General features: G+C 65.8%; 19 protein-coding genes and 1 pseudogene. 5 read left to right on the forward strand and 15 right to left on the reverse strand.

From position 1 onward, the window contains the following. The 3 genes and pseudogenes from AC16HO_RS01325 to AC16HO_RS01335 all read right to left on the reverse strand — a co-directional run. Positions 1 to 1,259 (reverse strand): annotated as a pseudogene (locus AC16HO_RS01325) (hypothetical protein); the annotation flags it as partial. Positions 1,260 to 1,486: 227 nt separating this feature from the next. After that, positions 1,487 to 2,269, reverse strand: coding sequence for a class I SAM-dependent methyltransferase (locus AC16HO_RS01330; protein WP_395642047.1), 783 nt, complete (start codon positions 2,267 to 2,269; stop codon positions 1,487 to 1,489). A 96-nt stretch (positions 2,270 to 2,365) separates the two neighbouring features. Continuing rightward, the gene (locus AC16HO_RS01335) at positions 2,366 to 4,258 is read right to left on the reverse strand and encodes a hypothetical protein (protein WP_395642048.1); all 1,893 of its coding nucleotides are present in this window, start codon (positions 4,256 to 4,258) and stop codon (positions 2,366 to 2,368) included. A 267-nt stretch (positions 4,259 to 4,525) separates the two neighbouring features. Between AC16HO_RS01335 and AC16HO_RS01340 the strand changes: the two genes are divergently transcribed. The 5 genes from AC16HO_RS01340 (at position 4,526) to AC16HO_RS01360 (ending at position 8,165) form a co-directional block, all read left to right on the forward strand. Next, a complete protein-coding gene (locus tag AC16HO_RS01340) occupies positions 4,526 to 5,359 on the forward strand; it encodes a glycosyltransferase family 2 protein (protein WP_395642049.1) in 834 nt (277 codons plus the stop codon). Between the two features lie 36 nt (positions 5,360 to 5,395). Beyond that, positions 5,396 to 6,013: a class I SAM-dependent methyltransferase gene (locus AC16HO_RS01345; protein ID WP_395642050.1), complete on the forward strand. Its 618-nt coding sequence runs from the start codon at positions 5,396 to 5,398 to the stop codon at positions 6,011 to 6,013. Beyond that, entirely contained in the window at positions 6,014 to 6,421 is a 408-nt protein-coding gene (locus AC16HO_RS01350) for a GtrA family protein (RefSeq protein ID WP_395642051.1), read from the forward strand. 117 nt (positions 6,422 to 6,538) lie between these two features. Further along, on the forward strand, positions 6,539 to 7,234 hold the full coding sequence (locus AC16HO_RS01355) for an NAD-dependent epimerase/dehydratase family protein (protein WP_395642052.1): 696 nt from the start codon (positions 6,539 to 6,541) through the stop codon (positions 7,232 to 7,234). Then, a complete protein-coding gene (locus AC16HO_RS01360; RefSeq protein ID WP_395642053.1) occupies positions 7,227 to 8,165 on the forward strand; it encodes a glycosyltransferase family 2 protein in 939 nt (312 codons plus the stop codon). Before AC16HO_RS01355 ends, AC16HO_RS01360 begins: the two co-directional genes overlap by 8 nt. Position 8,166: 1 nt before the next feature. On the opposite strand, the gene AC16HO_RS01365 is transcribed toward AC16HO_RS01360, so the two are convergent. The 12 genes from AC16HO_RS01365 to AC16HO_RS01420 form a co-directional block, all read right to left on the reverse strand. Next, complete coding sequence (locus AC16HO_RS01365; RefSeq protein ID WP_395642054.1) at positions 8,167 to 9,294, reverse strand: class I SAM-dependent methyltransferase; 1,128 nt, start codon at positions 9,292 to 9,294, stop codon at positions 8,167 to 8,169. A gap of 31 nt (positions 9,295 to 9,325) precedes the next feature. Continuing rightward, entirely contained in the window at positions 9,326 to 10,258 is a 933-nt protein-coding gene (locus tag AC16HO_RS01370) for a 2OG-Fe(II) oxygenase (RefSeq protein ID WP_484335273.1), read from the reverse strand. Positions 10,259 to 10,338: 80 nt separating this feature from the next. After that, a complete protein-coding gene (gene ptsP, locus AC16HO_RS01375) occupies positions 10,339 to 12,075 on the reverse strand; it encodes a phosphoenolpyruvate--protein phosphotransferase (RefSeq protein ID WP_395642056.1) in 1,737 nt (578 codons plus the stop codon). Between the two features lie 221 nt (positions 12,076 to 12,296). After that, positions 12,297 to 12,566, reverse strand: coding sequence for an HPr family phosphocarrier protein (locus AC16HO_RS01380; RefSeq protein ID WP_395642057.1), 270 nt, complete (start codon positions 12,564 to 12,566; stop codon positions 12,297 to 12,299). Positions 12,567 to 12,583: 17 nt separating this feature from the next. Next, positions 12,584 to 12,970 (reverse strand): PTS sugar transporter subunit IIA, encoded by a 387-nt coding sequence (locus AC16HO_RS01385; protein ID WP_395642058.1) that lies wholly within the window; start codon positions 12,968 to 12,970, stop codon positions 12,584 to 12,586. Further along, positions 12,970 to 13,851 carry an RNase adapter RapZ gene (gene rapZ / locus AC16HO_RS01390; protein WP_395642059.1) on the reverse strand — a complete coding sequence of 294 codons (882 nt, stop codon included), beginning with the start codon at positions 13,849 to 13,851 and terminating at the stop codon, positions 12,970 to 12,972. The genes AC16HO_RS01385 and rapZ overlap by 1 nt, the downstream gene beginning before the upstream one ends. Before the next feature lie 133 nt (positions 13,852 to 13,984). Continuing rightward, positions 13,985 to 14,938 carry an HPr(Ser) kinase/phosphatase gene (hprK, locus tag AC16HO_RS01395; protein ID WP_395642060.1) on the reverse strand — a complete coding sequence of 318 codons (954 nt, stop codon included), beginning with the start codon at positions 14,936 to 14,938 and terminating at the stop codon, positions 13,985 to 13,987. A 129-nt stretch (positions 14,939 to 15,067) separates the two neighbouring features. Continuing rightward, on the reverse strand, positions 15,068 to 15,526 hold the full coding sequence (locus tag AC16HO_RS01400; protein ID WP_395642061.1) for a nuclear transport factor 2 family protein: 459 nt from the start codon (positions 15,524 to 15,526) through the stop codon (positions 15,068 to 15,070). A gap of 45 nt (positions 15,527 to 15,571) precedes the next feature. After that, positions 15,572 to 16,417, reverse strand: coding sequence for a helix-turn-helix domain-containing protein (locus AC16HO_RS01405; protein WP_395642062.1), 846 nt, complete (start codon positions 16,415 to 16,417; stop codon positions 15,572 to 15,574). A 43-nt stretch (positions 16,418 to 16,460) separates the two neighbouring features. Continuing rightward, complete coding sequence (gene hpf / locus AC16HO_RS01410; protein ID WP_395642063.1) at positions 16,461 to 16,787, reverse strand: ribosome hibernation-promoting factor, HPF/YfiA family; 327 nt, start codon at positions 16,785 to 16,787, stop codon at positions 16,461 to 16,463. Positions 16,788 to 16,924: 137 nt separating this feature from the next. Further along, the gene (locus AC16HO_RS01415; protein ID WP_395642064.1) at positions 16,925 to 18,430 is read right to left on the reverse strand and encodes an RNA polymerase factor sigma-54; all 1,506 of its coding nucleotides are present in this window, start codon (positions 18,428 to 18,430) and stop codon (positions 16,925 to 16,927) included. Between the two features lie 152 nt (positions 18,431 to 18,582). After that, positions 18,583 to 19,935, reverse strand: coding sequence for an ATP-binding protein (locus AC16HO_RS01420; RefSeq protein ID WP_395642065.1), 1,353 nt, complete (start codon positions 19,933 to 19,935; stop codon positions 18,583 to 18,585). Position 19,936: the final 1 nt, after the last annotated feature.

A 19,936-nucleotide genomic window follows, 5' to 3' on the forward strand; every position in this document is an offset into this window, starting at 1 on the left:
CGCTTCGCGCGCGCGAGGCCGACGAGGGCGAGGCCGAGCCAGAACAGGCATGCCCAGCACAGGTAGCGGTCGGCGTAGATCTGGCCGGGATATTGCTGGAAGTACGTCAGCCGCGACAGCGAAACGATGCCTGCGGCGCCGAGTCCGAACCAGGCGATGCCGAGACCGAGAGCCTCGGTCGGTGCGGCCGCTTCGCGCGCGAGCAGGCGGCGCAGCGATGCGGTGATCAGTGCGAGCATGCCGAGTGCGCCGAACAGCGCCTGCGGCATGACGCTGGCGTGCAGGTCGACGCCGTGGCGCGCGGCAAAGCCGGCGACGGCAACGACAAGGTGACGTGCAGCCCGGTTGGTCACCAACCCGGTCGCGCCCGGATCCCACAGAAACGAAAACAAGGCAACGAACGGCTCGCCGAGCCAGCGCGCGCCGACGAGCAGGTTGTCGAGCGGGGCGAAGTCGATCGAGGCGGTGACGCCGGTGCCGCCGGGGGCGCCGAGATACAGGCCCGCGGCGAGCAGCAGGCCGCCCATGCAGACGGCGAGCTGGCGACGGTCCGCCTTGCGTGCGGCGAGCGTGGCCGCGACGCCGACGAAAACGGAAAGGCCATAGCCGAAACTGAAGGTCGCGGCGAAACCAAGCAGCAGCGCGGCGATCAGTCCGTGCAGCGTGCGCTCGCCGCGCGTCGCGCGGATGCACAGCGCGATCGCGAGCATCAGGCAGAGCATCGGTAGCTTGGTGTGGAGCAGCTCGGTCGAATGGAACAGCGTGCGCACGTTGCCCAGCCAGAAGATCGCCAAGCAGCACAGGAACGCCGCGGCCGCGCGACGCACTGCCGTCATGCCGCGGTCGCGCATGCAGACCCACGCCGCAGTCGCGGCCGCGGCGAAGCCGCAAAGCAGGCCGATCGCGATCTGCAGCCATTGGTTGCCGTCGAACCAGCGAATCTCCAGCCAGGCGATGAGATTGGGCAATACCGAGCGATGGCCGTTGTCGGAAAACCAGACGTTGCCGGGAAAAGGCAGTTGCAGATAGGTGAGGTATTGCCGCCATTGGTCCGCATACAACGCATGCGGCGCGAAGCGCAGCACGACATAGATGCTGTTGCCGACGTAATACAGCCCGGTTACCGTGAACCACAGCAAAGCGAGTACGACGAGTGTGCGACGCAGGTTCATGCGCCCGTCTCGCGCGCGCTGCGCGGCCGGTCCGTGGCGCGGTTCGCGCGGGCAGAATTCGGGAGTGAGGCGCTTCCGGATCGTCATGTTTTTGGGCTCTTTCCGCAAATTATCCACTGCCGCCGGCCGGCGCCGGCGCAGCACGGCGAGCATGCGTGGGGCGAGACGTTGCCGGCGAGGATCTCCGCTTCGTCGCGCGCCTGCATGCGGTCGACGAAGGTGCAACGAATTTGCCGCCGAACTCGCGACATCTTTTCCGCGTTCACCGATTCAGCGCATGAATTGCGCAGATATTTCCGATGACGTGCCGGTTGTCAGAAATGCCGGCTGCGCACGTAGCAGAACGCGCGCTCGTCGCCCGTGTTCGTTGCTGGATCGGAACTCTCGGTGTTGCCTATTGTGACGAAGTCGAGCACGTCCCAGCCGGTGCGTTGCAGGATGCGGCGCAGTCCCGCATCGGTGAACATCCAGAAATTGGTCGCGTCGTTGTTGGTCTCGTCCGGCGCGACCAGGTAGGCGGCGGGGATGCTCGCGATCTCGACACGCTCGCGATTGGTGCCGCGATAGCGGTTGTCGGACGCATCCGCGATGTTGTAGCGCGCGATGCGCGTACTGATGAAGGCGTGGCGCACGCGACGCGCGAGCGACTCGAGCACGAAATACGGGTTCTTCAGGTGATAGAGGATGCCGAGGAAGAAGGCCAGCGAATATTCCTGCGCGGGCAGGGAGAACTGCGAGTCGAGATCGGTCTCGAGGATTTCGACGCTCGAGCCGAGCGATTCCTTGAGCAGGCGGATGCCGCGGCAACTGTTGTAGTTGGTCGGCGCATAGTCGATCGCGTGCGCGCGGTAGCCGAGTGACTCGAGGAAAAACGCCGTGTCGCCATCGGCCGCGCCGATGTCCGCGATCGGGCCCGATCGTGCGGGGTCCGGCAGGAAAACCCGGTTGTCGCCGCTGAGCAATTGATCGAGGATCGGAAAATTGTGCATCGTGCCGTAGGGATACCAGCCGAACCCGGTCGGTGCGAGCGTGCGCTTGCGTTCGTCGAGCGTGCGCAGAAAATCCTTGGAGCGGGTAGCAAGTTCGGCTATGTCCATCCAGCGTGCTCCGGAAAACGGACGGCGATTATAGCCCAGACCCGGTTTGCGCCACGGCACGCGGTTGTCCGCGCTCGGGGATGGAACGTTTCGCGATTACTTTTCCGCCGCCGTTCGGGCGATGTCGCCAAGGAAGATGGCCGGTCCTTGTGTCCGCGGGAGGAGCGCGAGGGTGTATTCGCCCTCGCTGCGATAGTTGCGGATGTAGCCGTCGAAGCCGCTCTTGCGCGGCGTGTCGTAGAGCAGCGCGCTGTCGCGCACCAGGTAGCTGAACTCGGCAAGGCCGACGATGCGTTTGTCTTCGTCGAGCACGGCAAGCTGGCCGTCGTGCGGGATTCCGGCGGTGCCGGCAATGACCTTGCCTTCGAAGTGCGCAGCGTGCATGCCGGTCAGCGAATCGTCGAACGTGTTGCTGATGCGCGCTTCGGCGGCGAAACGAGTCGAGTGTTCGAGCGGTGCGTTCATGGTACTGCCGACGCGTTCGAACGCCGGATCGGCGAACATCGCCAGATGCCGCTGCCGGAACATCGCAAGGCTGCGTTGCACGTCGTCGGCGCTGGCATCGTCGCCGTTCGGAAACAAGTCGGCCTCGAACAGCCCGCTGCGCACGATCGCGGCCGATTGTTGCGCGTGGCGGTAGACGATGGCGGCCCAGTCCGCGTACGTCTGTTGCGTCGGCAGCGCAACCAGCGGCAGCAGAATCAGGGGTATCGCGCCGACGGCACCGAGCCCTCGCCAGCGCAGACGTTGCGCTTCGAGCACGAGCAGGATCGCGAGCCCGCACCAGAACAGGTTGGGCCAGACGACGTAGCGGTCGGCCCAGACCTGCTCGGGATATTCGACGAAGTAGTCGAGCCGGCCGAGGCTGATCACGGTCGCGGTGGCCAGCGCGAACAGGCAGAACATCAGCGCCAGCGTCTGCAGTCGCGTCGGCTTCGCCTCGCGCACCAAGGTGAAGCGGCCGAGCAGGAGCAGGAACAGGCCGATGCCGGCGAAGCCGGCGAGGCGCGCGAGCATGCGCCACGACAGGCCGCTGGCGCCTTGCAGCCAGGCGGCGCTGGCGACGACCTGCCGGCCGAGATCCGCGTAGGGCATCGCGTGGGTGAACGAGTCCTCCAGCGGCGGCGGGGCATGACCGAGCCAGAGCCGCACCCACGGCGAGGAGATCCAGTCTGCCGCGACAAGAACGCTGTCGATCGGGCGGAAGGCGAGCATATTGCGCACGCCCTGGTCGCCGGGCAGGGCGAACAGGTACAAGAACAGACAAAGCGCCAGCACCGCGCACGGGATCGCATACCAGCGCGAGGGCAGGCGCAGGGCAAAGGCGAGCACGATCACCGCGGGAAAGCTCGCCACGCCCGAGCCGAAGCAGAACATCGCCACCGTGCACGCGACGCAGGCCCACGCGAGCCAGCGCCGCTGCTGCCGGCGCCAGGCCTCGAAGGTGGCGATGCCGGCGAGTGCGACCGACAGCGTGAGCAGGTAGACGTGCACCGATTCGTAACTGTGGAACAGCATGCGGCCGTTGACCAGGCCGAGCACGCAGACTACGCCGAGCATGGCGCAGGCCGCGCGCCCGGCCGCAGTCAGCCTGCGCTCGCGCCACGCGCACAGTGCGACGACGAGCGCGGTCGCGACTGCGCAGAACAGGCCGAAGGTGAACTGCAGCGAATGGTCGGCGGCGAACCAGCGACTCTCCGCCTCGATCAGCAGATTGGGAAAGATCGGACGATGGCCGTTGCCCGACTGCAGCACATTGGCCGGAAACGGCAGGTTGAGGAAAGTCTGGTAGTTGACGTACTCGTCCGAGAACGGCTGGCGCAGGCTGAAGTTGACGATCGCGCAGATCGAGGTCCAGGCGAAGAAGATCGTCCAGCCCCAGAACCAGATGGACAGCAGGTAGCGGACAGCAATGCGGGGCAAGAGCGCGGATGTGGCCCGCGTCGTCGCCGGCTGCGTCTGTGCATCGGGCAAGTTGCTGATTGCCATGGTTCCTAGCGGTATGAGCAGTCTTGTAGTCTAGAACATTTCCGAATCATGTGATTGTGACAGTGTGCTCGTACCTCTCTTCTTGCGGGGAAGGTGGGCGCGCGAACCGCGTCGTGAGAGGGTTGGTGCCGAAGGCGCCCGCTGCGCAGGCGCCACCCCTCTCCCCAAACTCCCCGCCCGCAGGAAAGGCACTGTCGATGCAAGCCGATCGGGTATGATTGCGCCCCTTTTTGCAGAATCGATTCCGAATCCGGAATCGCGACACCGATGTCCGCTCCGACGCCGTCCGTTTCCATATGCATGCCCGCCTACAACGGCGCGGCGCATCTGCGTGCGGCGATCGACTCGGTGCTGGCGCAGACGCACGCGGATTTCGAGCTGGTCGTGATCGACGACAACTCCACCGATGCCACCGCGGAAATCGTGGCAGGGTATGCTGATCCGCGCGTGCGCTACCTGCGCAACGCGAGCAACCTGGGCCCGCAGGGCAACTGGAACCGCTGTCGCGACGAGGCGCGCGGCAGGTACTTCAAGTTGATGCCTCAGGACGATCTGCTTGAGCCGGACTGTCTCGCGCGCCAGCTGGCAGTGTTCGAGCAGGATGCAGAACATCGGCTCGCCTTCGTATTTGGCGCGCGTGACGTCGTCGATGCGTCGGGCCGCAAGATCCTGCGTCGTGCCGCGTTTGGCGGCGAATCCAGACGCATCGAGGCGCAGGCACTGATCCGCGCCTGCCTGCGTCGCGGCACCAACCTGATCGGCGAGCCCGGCAACGTGCTGCTGCGGCGCGAGCTGGTCGAGCGGCTCGGCCCGTTCGACGCGACCTACGGCTACATGATCGATCTGGATTACTGGTTCCGTGCGTTGCGGTGCGGCGATGCGTATTATCTGGCCGACACGCTCTCGGCGTTCCGCATTTCCGGCGGCTCGTGGAGCGTGGCGATCGGTGCGCGCCAGTATCAGGAGTTCCGCGATTTCGCCAGAAAGTACGCGGCGATGCCGCAATACCGCATCGCCCCGCGTGATCTCGCCCAGGGCATTGCGATGGGCTGGATCAATGCCCGGGCGCGGCAATGGATCTATCGCTGGTGGTTGCGCTGATCCGCCCCCGGCCCGACACGAAGATGAGGAAGCGCAGTGGCAAGTGAATCATCCGAATTCGGCTCGAACTATGCGGCCGAGCAGCTGCGCCGCAGCCGCCATCCGCTGCGGCGCCTGATCAAGAAGTTCTATCTCGATCGCGTGCTCGGCGAAGTCGAGGCCGGACCGACGATCGATTTCGGTTGCGGCGCGGGGCAGTTGCTCGCGCGCCTGCCGGCGGGTTCGGTCGGGCTCGAGGTCAACCCGCATCTGGTCGAGGCGCTGCGCGCGGAAGGGCTCGACGCGCGGCTGTACGACGCCTACGTCGACGATTTCTCGCTGCGCCTGCTCGATGGTGGACGCTACGCAGCGTTCACGATCTCGCACGTGCTCGAACACTTCGCGGACACGCCCGCGGTGATGAGCAAGCTCTGGCGTGCCTGCGCGCGCCTTGGCGTGACCACGATCGTCGCCATCGTACCCGGCGCCAAGGGCTATGCCTCGGACGCGACGCACAAGACCTTCATCACGCGTGAATGGGTGCGCGACAACGGTCTCGAGCAATGCGAGGGTTACACGCTCGAGCGCGCGAACTATTTCCCGATCGACAAGGCATCGGTCGGCGACTGGTTCGTGTTCCACGAGTTGCATCTGGTCTACCGACGGACAGCGTAAGTGGCCGCGTCGGGAAGTTTCTGGACGCGCCGCATCGCGCCGCTGCTGCGCCCGCAGTTCATGCGCTTTCTTCTCGTCGGTGCCGCGAATACCGGCTTCAATATTCTCGTCTACTGGGCATTTCTCTGGATCGGGCTCGCGGTGCCGCTGGCCAGCCTCGCGTCGCTGGTCGTCGGCATCCTGATCAATTTCACTACGCAGAGCCGCTTCGTCTTCGACAATCGCAATCCGTGGAAGCTGCTGCCGTACTTTGTGGTCTGGGGGATCCTCTATGCGACCAACCTCGGCCTGATCTGGCTGTTGATGCGCTGCGGACTCGACGCCTACCTGGCCGGAATGCTGTCGACTCCGGCCACCGTATTGCTATCCTATTTCCTGCAGAAGTCCTTCGTATTCCGGCGTGCGTAACGATTTTCGCCATCCGATGACAAGATTTCCCCACAATTCCGCGGTCGCTCATTGCCTGCTGCCCGGGGCGGACACTTCGTGCATGCACACATGCGCGCATGTCGCAACGTGCATGCGATGCCCATGATCGTCGGCTCGGGGCTGATCGCGACTACCTTCGCTCGCCATGCGGCGGACGACGAGTCAGTGTGCTTCTACGCTGCGGGTGTGTCGAATTCCTCGTGCGGCGATGCGCGTGAGTTCGAGCGCGACCGGCTCAGGCTGGAGCGACACCTGGCAGACGTCGCCGCGGATATCCTGTTCGTGTACTTCAGCACCTGCAGCGTCGAGGATCCGTGGTCGAAATCCAGCGCGTACGTTCGGCACAAACTCGCGCTCGAGGACCTGGTGAGGCAGCGTGGCAACTATCTGGTGTTCCGGCTTCCGCAGGTGGCAGGACGTACGCCGAACCCGCACACGATACTCAACTATCTGCATGCGCGGATAACGCGGTCCGAACGTTTCGACCTGTGGCGACAGGCCGCACGCAACATCGTCGATGTGCATGATGTGGCGCGGATTGCGATGGACCTGATCGAAAACGAGGGCGCGCGCAACGAGACGATCAACATCGCCAGTCCGCGCAACTCCAGCCTGCCCGATATCGTCGCTGCGCTGGAATCGACGACCGGGCACCGGGCGATCTACGATGTCGTCGACAAGGGCGGCGAATACGCCATCGATACATCGCGCATCGCGGCGTCGATCCACCGTTGCGGCATTGTCTTCGACGATGCGTATCTGGCGAGAACCATAGCCAAATTCTATGACTGACCACACCATCCAGGGCGTTTCGGTTTCCATCGTCGTGCCGGTCTATCGCAGCGAGGCGATCCTGCCGCATCTCGTGGCCAAGGTGCAGGAAGCGATGGCAGGCAGCGGTCTCGGTTATGAGTTGATCCTGGTCAACGACGTCAGCCCGGACGGGAGTTGGGAGGTGATCAAGCGCCTGGCCGCCGAGCACAACTTCGTCCGTGGCGTCTGCCTGTCGAAGAACGTGGGCCAGCACAATGCGACGATGGCCGGCCTCGGCCAGGTACGCGGCGGGGTCGTGATCGTCATGGACGACGACCTGCAGCATCCGCCGCAGGCGATTTTGAAGCTGGTCGACTCGATCAAGTCCGGCCACGATGTGTGCTATACGCGTTACGCGCACCGGCAGCACGCCGCATGGAAGAAGCTCGGCAGCTGGTTCAACGACCGCGTTGCGACGTTGCTGTTGAACAAGCCTGCGGGTCTGTACCTGTCCTCGTTCAAGGCCATGCACCGGCGCGTCGTGGACGAGGTGGTGAAGTACGACGGCCCGTACGCATACGTCGACGGCCTGATCCTCGACGTCACCCGCAACATCGACGTGCTGACGATCGAGCACCAGGCGCGATTCGCCGGCGAAGGCAACTACAACCTGCGCCGCTCGCTGTCGCTGTGGCTCAAGATGGCGACGAGTTTCTCCGTGGTACCGTTGCGCATCGCCACCGTGCTTGGGTTGTCGATCACCGCGCTGAGCCTGATCATCGGCGTAGCCATCATCCTGCGCAAGCTTTCGCATCCGGATCTCGCCTCGGGCTGGGTCTCGTTGATAGTCTCGATACTGTTCGTCGGCGGCATGCAGACGTTCTGCCTTGGCCTGCTCGGCGAGTATCTCGGCCGCGCTTACCTGAAGATCAACAAGAAGCCGCAGTTCGTCATCCGCGAGAAAACCTGATTCAGGGGCGCCGACGCAGGCAGAAGCGCGGAGTCAGGTGCTTCCAGATCCGTGGCGCGTGGCCGGCGCCTGCGCCGTGCCCGGCACGCATCACCGCGAGCATGTGCGTGGGCGAGAGGTTGCCGGCGAGGATCTCGGCCTCGTCGCGCGCATGCACGCGGTCGATGAAGGCGCAGTCGCGTGCTGATTGCACATCGAAATGCGGACCGAAGCTGCGATCGATGAACGGGTCGATCAGGTTCGAGTGGGCGTAGAAGAAATCGAAGTCGAAGCGACCGAGCAGCAGCGGCAGGATGTCCTGAGCACGCACGCCCTCGAAGCTCTCGCGTGCGCAGTCCCAGTCGCGGAACGTCTTCTCGCGACGCCGGAGTTGCAGGTTGTACCGGTACTCCATCGGCAACTCGCGCCAGAATTCGCGCACGATCGCGAGTGCTTCCGGCCAGCGCTGATGTCCGTTGCGTCCGATGATGTCAGAGGCGACGAAGACGCCTTGCGGCGTCAGGCATGCGGCGATCGCATCAATCAGTCCTTCGAGATTGACGACGTGATGCAGGCTCTGGTTCGCAACGACCGCGTCGTATCGGGTTTGCGGTTGCCAGCGGTTGAAGTCGCCTTCGAGTGGAACCACGTGCGCCGACACGCCCGCCTCGCGCGCGAACGCGGCACCACGCTCGCGCATCGAACCGTTGAGTTCGAGACATTCGATCGTGAAATCCTCGATACCGCGCCCGATCAGGCTTTGCGCGATGCGTACTTCGGCATCGCAGTTGCCGGCGCCGATGCTGACGAAACGCGCCGGCCTTGCGCGCGCGTCGTGGAAAGCCCGTTCGAGAACCTGGCCGAAAAACTGTTCGGGATCGGAGAAACCGAAGGTTTCGAGTACGGGTCGAAGATGCTTGTTCGACCAGTAGTGGGCAATCGGCGGCAGGTCGTGTACCTCGGTCTGCGCGTCGAAGCGGGCGGTCTCGGTCTCGATGTGGCTGCGGTAGGTGGCGTCGTCGATGCGTCCCGCGCGCGCAACCGCACGCGGGGCGAAGGCTCGCCACACTTCGCGCAGCGGTTGCTGCAGCGACGGCGGCAGGCGTCGCGCCAGCGGCACGGCATGACGGCGCAGGAAGGTGCGGATCATCGTCGCCACGCGCGCCGCGGACGCGGTCGGCTCAGCCGCGCCAGCGGCGCAAAGCGACGCGCGCCAGGTGGCGCAGGCGGCCGAGCCTGCCGCCGTACAGCGCCGCCTGCGCCCGCTCGAACTGCGCGGTCATCGCGGCGAGGTCGCGGTAGAGGCGCAGGTTGTGCTGGTCGCGGCGCGCGACGAGGACGCGTAGCTCGTCGACGTCGGCCGCGTCGAGCGTGTAGCCGCAGGCGATGCGCTCGGGCAGTGGCGCATCGACGTAGATCGTCGAATGCGTGCCGGCGGTCTCCTCGACGGGGCGGTCCCGCGTGTAGAAATACAGCGCGACCGACTTGCGCGTGAGCATGCGCTTGTCTTCCGGCAGCGCGATGCGCGGGAAGCCGTGCCAGCTCGTTTCGGTGGTCTCGAAGATCACCGCGCGGTTGAACTTCGGGGTGATGGTGATGATTCGGTCGTCGGCACTGCGCGGGTCGCTGTGCAGTTGCAGCGACCCGCCCCAGGCATCGTCCCAGTCGTGGTTGAGGTAGACGATGAGATTGAGGCGCCGATGCCAGCGGTTGGCCGGGTGGCGGTTGAAATCGACGTGCGCGTCGAGGTCCTGGCCGTGGCGGTTCTCGTGCGTGCCGCCGCCGAAGTACCACGGGTCGTAGAGCAGGTCGTCGATGCCTGTGACCTTGCCGACGAGATCGAGGAATTCGCGCGACTGCACGAGATCGTCGAGCGCGGCGTACGCGTTGCCGAGGCCGCGGATCTTCTCGACGGTGGACTTGTTGCCGAGCTCGCCGGCTTCGTTGCGTGCGTTGCCGTGCTCGAACGGCGGGAACTGGGCGAGCACCCGTGTGGCGTAGTCGACATCGAAAAAGTCGTCGATGACGACGTGGCGGAACGGCGCGCGCGGGTGGAAGCGCGCAGCGAGATCGTCCTGTTTTGCAATGACGTCCGGATTGATCAGACTCGACATTTCCATGCAGTCGGAGGGAGAAGAACGAGGGCCGCAATAATGACACAGGCCCGCGTGACGAGCTCAGCGCGGGTGTGCGCTCAGTGTTGCAGGGTTTCGAGTACCCGCTCGATGCCGGCGCGCGACTGCGCGCGCAGCAGGGCCTTGGCCGCGGCACGCAGCCTGGCGTGATTGCTGAGCGCGATCACCTGGCGCACTTCGAGCAGCGAGGACGGGTGCATGGAGAAGTCGGTGAGGCCGAGCGCGAGCAGCATCGCCGTGTAGCGCGTGTCGCCGGCCATCTCGCCGCACAGCGCGACCGACTTGTTCGCGCGCCGGCCGGTGGCGATGACCTGGGCGAGCAGTTTGAGCATGGCCGGATGCAACGGGTCGTGCAGCACGCCGAGCGCGTCGTTGCCGCGGTCTGCGGCGAGGAGGTACTGGATCAGGTCGTTGGTGCCGATCGAGACGAAGTCGAGATGGCGCAGCAGCGTGGACAGCGCGATCGCCGCCGCGGGCACCTCGATCATCGCGCCGAACTCGTAGTGGTCGGCGATCTCGTGGCCCTCGGTACGCAGCTCGCGCGCGCACTGCGCAGCCAGCGCGCGCGTGGCGATGACTTCCTCGGCCGTCGCCACCATCGGCACGAGGATGCGCACCGGGCCATAGCGGCTCGCGCGCAGGATCGCACGCAACTGCGTTGCGAACAGGTGCGGACGCTTCATCGACAGACGCACGCCGCGCACGCCGAGCGCGGGATTGTCCTCGTCGGTCAGCGCGATGCCCGAGCTGTCGGCCTTGTCGGCGCCGAGGTCGAGCGTGCGGATCGTCACCGGCAGGCCCCCCATGCCGAGCACGAGTTCGCGGTAGGCCTCGAACTGTTCCTCCTCGCCCGGCGCGTCGCCGCGCTGCAGGAACAGGAATTCGGTGCGGTAGAGGCCGACGCCGCTGACGCCGAGCGCATGCGCCTGGGCGATGTCGGCCGGCTGCTCGGCGTTGGCGTAGAGGCGGATCTCGACCCCGTCGCGGGTCAGCGTGCGCGCGCCGCGCAGGCGCGAGAGTTCGTCGGCGCTGCGCGCCTGCTCGCGCTGGTAGTTGCGGTAGACGGCAAGATCCTGCGCGGTCGGATGGACGACGACTTCGCCGCGGCGGCCGTCGACCAGAATCAGGTCGTCGTCGGAGATTTCCCTGAGCGCGTCGTGCACGCCGACCAGCATCGGCATGCGCATCGAGCGCGCGAGGATCGCGCTGTGCGACAGCGGGCTGCCGCCTGTGGTGACCAGCGCGAGCACGCCGCTTTCGCGCATCTGCGCAAGTTCGGCCGGCGCGACCGTGTCGCTGACCAGGATGGTGCCGACACGCGCGGCGATCTGGCGTTCGGCCGGAGTCTTGTCGCGCGTCAGTTCGCCCTGCACGCGGCCGATGACGTGGTCGACGTCCTCGCGCCGGCTGCGCAGGTAGGGATCGTCGATCGCATCGAAGGCGGCGACGAGGCGGTCGCGCTGCACCTTGAGCGCCGCGCTCGCGCGCAGGCGTCCGGTGCGGATCAGGTCGTAGAGGCCGTCGACGAGTTCGGGATCGTCGAGGATCATGCTGTGCGCGTCGATGAATTCGCCGACTTCGTGCGACAGCGCGCCATGCAGTTTGTCGCGCAGCGCGGCGAGTTCCGAGCGGGCGGCGCTCAGCGCGGTGGCGAGCTTGGCGACTTCGGCTTCGACTTCGGCGGCTGGCAGCGGGCGTTCGTCGACGCTGATCTGGTTCGGCTGGACCAGGCGCGCACGGCCCAGTGTCATGCCGCGCGCGGCGGCGGTTCCGGTCAGGACGAGGCGGCCGCTCACGCAACCGCTCCCGTCAAAAAAAGTTGTCGTGCGCTCGGCGCGCGACGATCACTCCCCCTCTTCCTCAAGCTGCGCCTGAGAGGAAAGGATTGGGGCGAGGGGGGCTTTTGATCTCGTTCCCGCGGGATGGAAACGATGAATGGCGCACCCTCAAAGCCGCCTTCCCCGGCAAGGAGCCGTCGCGGGAGAGGACCATCCAGGTGAACGCTTGCGTCGATCACTCACGCGCCCTCGTCGAACTTGCGGTTGAACAGGTCGACCATCGCGTCCATCGCCGTCTCTTCATCGGCGCCTTCGGTGCGCAGCGTGATCGGGTTGCCGACCCCGGCGGCGAGCATCATCACGCCCATGATGCTCTTCGCGTTGACCTCGCGGCCCTTGAAGATCAGGAACGCACTGGCCTTGTAGCCTTGCAGCAGTTGCACGAGCTTGGCCGAGGCGCGCGCATGCAGGCCGAGCTTGTTGCTGATCGTGATTTCGCGTTCGAGCATCCGTGATCCTTGCGTTCTCAGTCGATCTTGATCCCCGCGCGACCGCCTTGCTCGGCTGTTTGCGCCAGCTCGAGCAACGACTGTTCCGGGTAATTTAGCACGCGCAACAACATCGGCAGATTGAGGCCGGAGACGCGCTTGGTAGCCACCCCCGTCGGCGCGATGCGGTCGAGCACGTTGCTCGGCGTTGCGCCGAATACGTCGGTGAGCACGAGCACGCCGTCGCCCGAATCGAGCGCGCGGATGCGCGCGCCAGTCGCCTCCATCGCGAAATCGATGTCGGCACCGGGCGGAATCGCGAGCGCATCGACCTTGAGGCTGATCTTGCCGAGCAGATGGCGCGACGTTTCGATCAGCGCGTCGCCCATGCTTTCGTGGGTGAGCAGAAGGATGCCGACCGCCATTATTCCAACTCCCGATGAAAGGTTAGTACCTGTTCGCGCGTCGCACGAAAGTGCTCGGCCAGCTTCTCGGCGAGGTAGACCGAGCGGTGCCGGCCACCGGTGCAGCCGAGGCAGATCGTCACGTAGGAGCGGTTGTCGGCCTCGAAGCGCGGCAGCCAGGTGTCGAGAAAAGCGGACACTTCGTCGAGGTACTGCATCACCTCCGGTTTCGCGGCGAGCCAATCCTTGACTGCCGCGTCGCGGCCGGACAGCGGGCGCACGCGCGCGTCCCAGTGCGGGTTCGGCAGGCAACGCGCATCGAAGACGAAATCGGCGTCGGCCGGCACGCCGCGCTTGTAGGCGAACGACTCGAACAGCAGCGACAACTCGCCGCCGACCATGCCGAGCTCGGTCGCCATGAGCCGGCGCAACTGGTGCACGTTGAGCTCGCTCGTGTCGACCACGCGATTGGCGATGACCGAAACCGGCTTGAGGCGCTTGCGCTCCAGCATTATCGCGTCGGTCAACGAAATGCCGTCGCCGGTCAATGGATGACGACGACGCGTGTCGGAGTAGCGTTTGAACAGCACGTCGTCGCGCGCATCGAGAAAAATCAGCTCGTACTCGATGCCTTGCTGCGCGAGCCCGGCGAGGATTGCCGGCACACGCTGCAGATCCTCGCTGCGGTTGCGCACGTCGATACCGACCGCGAGGCGTTGGTGCGGGTTCTCCGTGTCGATCGTCGCCGCGGCGACGAACGCGGACATCAATGCCGCGGGCAGGTTGTCGACGCAGTAGTAGTCGAGGTCCTCGAGCGCACGCAGCGCGATCGTCTTGCCCGCGCCCGACATGCCGCTGATCACGACGAGGCGCGTTGCCGAACTGGCGGTCTTTTCGCTCATGAGAATCGGGGTCCGGGAAAAACGAATGCCGTGCGACTGGCCAATCCGCAGGTACGGCGACGGCGATCGAGGCGAACATGTGCGCAACGGAACCGGAACTCGAATCCCGAGTCCCGGACCCCGGCTCCCAGGCTCACCATGGCGACTGCCTCAGCATTTGATGCGCCTGACGGTCGAGGAATGTCTGCGCCGGGTCGATGCCCTTGGTCTTGAGCATGTGGTTGCGCACGGCTGCCTCGACAAGCACGGCGAGGTTGCGTCCGGCGGCGACCGGAATCGTGGTCTGCGGCACGCGCGTGTCGAGGATCTCGCGATAGCTGTTGTCGCCGTAGATGCGCTCCAGACCCGTGTCGTCGTTGTCGATCTTCCTCGTCGTGGCGAGGTGCACGATGAGGCGCAGGTATTTCGACGGCTTGACCGCGGTCTGGCCGAACATCTCGCGTACGTTGAGGATGCCGAGGCCACGCACTTCGAGCAGGTCCTGCAGGATCTCGGGGCAGGAGCCGTCGATCACGTCAGGGGCGATCTGGGTGAATTCGGGCGCATCGTCGGCGACGAGGCGATGGCCGCGCGTGATGAGTTCCAGCGCGAGTTCGCTCTTGCCCGAACCCGACTCGCCGGTGATCAACACGCCGATCGAGTAGACCTCCATGAGCACGCCGTGCAGCGTGACGCGCCGCGCAAGCAGGCGCGTGAGGTGATACTGCAGATAGGTCAGCAACTCGTGGCCACGCTTGGGGCTGAGCCAGATGGGCGTGTTGCTCTCGTTGGCCGCGGTCAGTACATCGGCGGGCACGTCCTGATCCTTGGTCACGATCAACGCGGTGGGCTGGGCTGCGACGATGCGTTCGACCGCCTCCCAGCGTTCGCGCGCGTCGAGGCCGTTGAGCCAGTTCAGCTCCTCGGTGCCGATGATCTGGATCTTGTTCGGATAGATGATGTTGAGGTAACCGGCCAGCGAAGGCCGGCGCGCCTGCTTCTCGGCCGGTGCGAGCGCTCGCCTGTCGCCTGCCTCGCCGGCGACCCAGCGCAGGGCAAGTCGCTCGGATACCTTGTCGAACAGTTCGCGGGCGGTTAGGCGTTCCATGACGGCAGATCGGATCGAAGGATCGACATTCTGCCAGTTCGACGGAGCGGTTGCGACACGCGGCGCGCGGCCGCGTGCGCACGTTCCGGCGATGGCGCAACGCCGCCGCACGAGGCGGCGCTGCGACGGCTACTTCTTCTCCGGCTCCAGCCGCTGCGCCGCTTGGCCGAACACGTAGCGCCAGCCTTCGCGCCGGTGCACGTAGACGTCGCTGAACCAGAGCTTGTAGTCGGCTGTCTTGCCTTCGCGCGTGTACTTGATCCAGAGCAGGGCGGTGACGACGGCGGTGTCGCCGTAGACGCGCACCTTTTGCGTGCCGGGCATTTCCTCCTGGCGTTCGTAGACGTATTCCTTGGCGCGCGCGCTGGCGAGCAGGTCGGACTTGGAGTAGGCCTGGCCGCGTCCGCTGACGAGGGTGAAGTCGTCGGCGAGGATACGGTCCATCGTCGCCGCATCGTTCGCGGCGACGGCGGTCTGGTATTGCGTGTCGAGCGAGGCAACCGTGGCGGCGTCATCGGCAAGTGCCATAGCCGGCGACAGGGCGGCGGCGAGCAATGCAGCTCGCTTGAAGCGGAAAGGCAAGGTCATCGGTTCTCCTGATCGACGCGCGGATGCGCCTCGCGGAAACCGATGCTAGGGCGAGGACAAGAACCGTTCTTGGAGAATCTTGCGGTCGCCGCGCCGAAGCTGGCGGAATGCGCGCGGCGACACGCCCGCGGCGCGACGGAACGTGCGCACGAAGTTGGACAGGTCAGCGAAGCCGCACTCGAAGGCGATGTCGGTGACCGCATGGTCGGCATCGCCGAGCAGGCGCGCCGCGCGGCGCAGGCGCGCGCGCACGAGGTACTGGTGCGGGGTCACGCCGAGCGCCTGGGTGAACACGCGCAGGAAATGGAAGGCGCTCAGTTCCGCCTTGCGCGCGGCGGCATCGAGGTCGATCGGCGCGTGCGCGTTCGCATCGATCCACAAGGCCACCTCGACCGCGCGGCGGCGGTCCCGCGGCGAAGCTGCGGCTTGGCGCCGCCCTTGCCCGCGCAGCAGGTCGACGAGCCGTGAAGCCACGATGAGGCCGATCTCGTCGAGCGCCTGGTCGCCGAAGCCATCGATGCAGGCTTGGGCCAATTCCGCGAACACGGCCAGTTCGGCGAGCGGCGGCAGGCCGCGGCTTTGCCAAAGGCCGTCCGCGCAGGCCAGCGCGTCGAACAGGTTCGGCGCGAGATGGAACGACAGGCATTCGTCGCCGCAGGGATGATGCTCGTGGGTGCAGACGAACTCGTCGCCCGCGCGGCCGAGCAGGAAGGAACCGGCAACGAGTTCGTGCTCGGCACCGCGGCAGCGATAGCCGAAACTGCCGCGGCGCACGTAGGAGAAGGAATGGCCGCCGTGTCGCTCGGCGAACGGGCGCGTGTGCGGACCCGCGTCGCAGCGGTAGTCGGTGACGATCAGCGCACCGCGGTGCAAGAGCGTGGGAGTCGCCATGCCGCCCAGTTTACGTCAACCGGGCGGCAGGCGCGGCAGGACGTCAGCTCGCGTAGCGTGCCTCGCGTACGGTGTCGCGGTGGTGGTTCTGCAGTTTTTCCTTGTGTTTCTTCACCTGGCGGTCGAGCTTGTCGGCGAGGCCGTCGATCGCTGCGTAGAGGTCGGCACCGGTGGCGTCGGCGTGAATGGTCTTGTTCGCGCCGCAATGCACGGTGGCTTCGGCTTTCTGGAACAGCTTCTCGACGGAGAGGACCACAGCGGCATCATGCAGGTGCTCGAAATGTCGGACAATGCGTCCGAGCTTCGATTCGGCGTAATCGCGCAGCGCGGGGGTGACGATGACTTGATGCCCACTGACGGTGATCTGCATGACGAAATCCTCTGTATTGAAGTTTCAGGTTGCCCGCCAAACGCGGCGGACAAAAATTCAGACCGATGCCTCGATGGTTGGTTCCGTGCCTGCCTCCTTTTCGTTGGATGGAAGTGGGTTGAGTCGTGGCGCGCCGGTCATGGCGCGGAGGCGGCCAGACACAAACGGCCGCGCTCGGAGGAAGAAGGAATATTCATGCCCTCGCGGTACTTCGCCACGGTGCGCCGGGCGACCTCGATGCCGCGCTTGTTCAGCTCGGAAGCGAGAGCCTGGTCCGACAAGGGCTTGCGCGGAGTTTCGTCGTCGATCAGCTTCTTGATCATCGCCTGGATCGCGGTCGCCGAGGCCGCGCCGCCGTCCACCGTGCCGACCCCGGAGGAGAAGAAGAACTTGAACTCGAACGTGCCGCGCGGCGTGTGCAGGTACTTGCGCGTGGTCATGCGCGAGACCGTGGATTCGTGCATGCCGATCTCGTCGGCGATGTCGCGCAACACGAGCGGGCGCATCGCTTCGGCGCCGAAATCGAGGAAGGCGCTTTGCGCGCGCACGATCGCGCTTGCGACCTTGAGCATCGTGTCCGCGCGCGTTGCCAGACTCTTGATCAGCCAGCGCGCCTCCTGCAATTGGCCGCGCAGATATTGGGCGTCGTCGCGCTGCGCGCGCGCGATCAGGCCCGAGTAGTGGCGATTGATCGACAGTCGCGGCTGGCAATGCGGGCTCAGGGTGACGTTCCAGCGTCCGCCCTGGCGACGCGCGTAGGCATCGGGTGCGACGAATTCAGTCGCGGTCGCGCTGTACCGTGCGCCGGGTTTCGGGTCGAGAGAACGGATCAGCGCGATCGCCGCATCGATCTCGGTGGTATCGGCGCGCAGCAGCTTTGCCAGGCGCGCGCGATCGTTGCGCGCCAGCGTTTCCAGATGCGCGGTCACGATCTCGCGCGCGGCCTTCCAGCCAGCGGTCGACGGATCGAAAGTGTCGAGCTGCACGCGCAGGCATTCGCCCAGGTTGCGGCTGGCCACGCCGATCGGATCGAAATGCTGGATGCGGTGGCGCATCGCCTCGACTTCCGCGGCCGTCGCCGCGTTGCCGTTGACGGAAGGCAGGCCGGCGAGCGAACCGCACAGCGATTCGGCATCCTCGTGCAGATATCCATCCTCGTCTATCGCCTCGATGATCGCCGCACCGATCGCGCGGTCGCGCGGCGACAGCGCGGTGAGGTTGAGTTGCCAGAGCAGGTGATCGCGCAGGTCTTCGGGTTCGGGATCCTGCTTCTCGACGCCGTCCTCGTCGACCGGCTTGGGGCTGCCGTAGTCGCTGCCGTCGTCCTCGAAGTCTCCGGCGAGTTCGAAATCGTCGACCTCGCGTGTTTCGTCGCCGGCGTTGTCACTGCGTTCGCCGGCATCGTGCTCGGCTTCGGCGGGCTCGGTCGTCGCGGATTCACCGTCGAACGAATATTCGTCGCTTGCTGCCGGGTCGTCGTCGTTGCCGGCTTCGCTCAGTTCGAGCAGGGGATTGGACTCGAGCACCTCGCGCAGTTCGATTTCGAGTTCGACACTCGACATCTGCAGCAGTTTGATCGCCTGCTGCAGTTGTGGCGTCAGCGAAAGCTGCTGATGCAGGCGGAGTTGTAAAGCGGGTTTCACGGAGACGGCAAACTCACCCAGAACGACGGCGGAATCAGCATAGCGCCAAATCGGCCGGTCGGGTAAATCCGGAAGCACAAATTTTTCCGCTGGTCCATCGCGGCGGGCCGGTCCCGGCAGCCGTGGCCGGCAGACCGGACGATCGCCCCGCCCTAGGCCAGAGGCAGATGGATCTCTATTTCCAGGCCGCCGCCGGAGACGTTGCCGGCGCAGATTCGCCCGCCCTGGCGTTCGATCGCGCGCTTGGCGATCGCCAGGCCCAGGCCAGAACCGCCGCTCTTGCGCGCGCGCGCATCGTCGGTGCGATAGTAAGGCTCGAAGATGCGCGCGAGGTCGGATTCGTCCACGCCGGGACCGGCGTCGGCGACGCGCAACCGCGCCTCGCGCTCGCTACGGTCGAGGCGGATGCGGATGGTCGAGTCGGCGCGCGTGTAGTTGACCGCATTGCGCACGACGTTTTCGATCGCGCTGCCGAGCAGGTCGGCCTCGGCCTGCACCTGCAGCGGCGTGCTTTGCTGGATCAGCAGCGAACAATGCCGCGCCTGTGCTTCGAATGCCGCGTCGGCGACGATGTCGGCGACGAGCGTGTCGAGTGCGAGCGGCTCCACCCTCGAGGGCGTGGTCGTTTCCATGCGCGAGAGCTGGATCGCCTGCGCGATCATTTCTTCGAGCCGTTCCGACTCGCGTTCGATGCGGTCGAGCTGGAGTTTGGCGTCGCCGGCCTGCACCTGCGCGCGCGCGAGTTCGAGCGCCACGCGCTGGCGCGCGAGTGGCGAGCGCATCTCGTGCGAGACGTCGCGGATCAGGCGGCGCTGACCCTCGACGAGTTCCTTGAGGCGCGCGGCCATGCCGTCGAACTCGCTGGCGAGGGCGAGCATCTCCGCGCTGCGCCCGAATTTCAGTGCGCCGACGCGCGCGTCGAGATCGCCGCCGGCAACACGCCGCGCGCCGGCGCGGATGCGCGACAGCGGCGCCGCGATGTAGGCGGCGAGGATCAGGGAGAACATCGCGCTGATCACGCTGGCGATGACTACCTGGTCCCAGAAATACGTCGGCCGCCGGGTGAGAATGCGCAACACCGCCGACTGGAGATAGGCGGCGACCGCGGTATAGCGTGTACCGTCGGGCAGGGAGATCGCGCGGATGCGCGTGCGCCGCGAATGTAGCCCCTGTTCGTCGACGACTGCGCCGGCTACCTCCTCGGCTATGCCGGGCCCGGTCTCGTTGCCGAGAATGTCTCGGTTGTTCGCGTCGAGCACGTACAGGGTGATGCCGCGATCGCTCGCGCCTCGCTGCACCTCGCGCAGCGCCTCGATACCGCCCGCGTGCAGGGCACGACTCGCGCCGCGCAACTGGTCGTTGAGCACCGATTCCATGCGCGTGATGCCGAGCCCTGGAATTTCCTCGTTCTCGAACGTGTACGAGGTGCTCCAGGCGATCGCGAGAATCAGCACGAGGGTGCCGGTCCAGAACAGGGCGAAGATGCGCCAGAACAGGCGGCGCATG

The organism is Rudaea sp., from assembly GCF_057139185.1.

What these genes read in the sequence shown, in the direction of transcription:
- AC16HO_RS01330 (WP_395642047.1), bottom strand. Translation starts at nt 2,269, where the DNA reads ATGGACATAGCCGAACTTGCTACCCGCTCCAAGGATTTTCTGCGCACG.
- AC16HO_RS01335 (WP_395642048.1), bottom strand. Translation starts at nt 4,258, where the DNA reads ATGGCAATCAGCAACTTGCCCGATGCACAGACGCAGCCGGCGACGACG.
- AC16HO_RS01340 (WP_395642049.1), top strand. Translation starts at nt 4,526, where the DNA reads ATGTCCGCTCCGACGCCGTCCGTTTCCATATGCATGCCCGCCTACAAC.
- AC16HO_RS01355 (WP_395642052.1), top strand. Translation starts at nt 6,539, where the DNA reads ATGCCCATGATCGTCGGCTCGGGGCTGATCGCGACTACCTTCGCTCGC.
- AC16HO_RS01360 (WP_395642053.1), top strand. Translation starts at nt 7,227, where the DNA reads ATGACTGACCACACCATCCAGGGCGTTTCGGTTTCCATCGTCGTGCCG.
- AC16HO_RS01365 (WP_395642054.1), bottom strand. Translation starts at nt 9,294, where the DNA reads ATGATCCGCACCTTCCTGCGCCGTCATGCCGTGCCGCTGGCGCGACGC.
- AC16HO_RS01370 (WP_484335273.1), bottom strand. Translation starts at nt 10,258, where the DNA reads ATGTCGAGTCTGATCAATCCGGACGTCATTGCAAAACAGGACGATCTC.
- AC16HO_RS01380 (WP_395642057.1), bottom strand. Translation starts at nt 12,566, where the DNA reads ATGCTCGAACGCGAAATCACGATCAGCAACAAGCTCGGCCTGCATGCG.
- AC16HO_RS01385 (WP_395642058.1), bottom strand. Translation starts at nt 12,970, where the DNA reads ATGGCGGTCGGCATCCTTCTGCTCACCCACGAAAGCATGGGCGACGCG.
- rapZ (WP_395642059.1), bottom strand. Translation starts at nt 13,851, where the DNA reads ATGAGCGAAAAGACCGCCAGTTCGGCAACGCGCCTCGTCGTGATCAGC.
- hprK (WP_395642060.1), bottom strand. Translation starts at nt 14,938, where the DNA reads ATGGAACGCCTAACCGCCCGCGAACTGTTCGACAAGGTATCCGAGCGA.
- AC16HO_RS01400 (WP_395642061.1), bottom strand. Translation starts at nt 15,526, where the DNA reads ATGACCTTGCCTTTCCGCTTCAAGCGAGCTGCATTGCTCGCCGCCGCC.
- AC16HO_RS01405 (WP_395642062.1), bottom strand. Translation starts at nt 16,417, where the DNA reads ATGGCGACTCCCACGCTCTTGCACCGCGGTGCGCTGATCGTCACCGAC.
- hpf (WP_395642063.1), bottom strand. Translation starts at nt 16,787, where the DNA reads ATGCAGATCACCGTCAGTGGGCATCAAGTCATCGTCACCCCCGCGCTG.
- AC16HO_RS01420 (WP_395642065.1), bottom strand. Translation starts at nt 19,935, where the DNA reads ATGCGCCGCCTGTTCTGGCGCATCTTCGCCCTGTTCTGGACCGGCACC.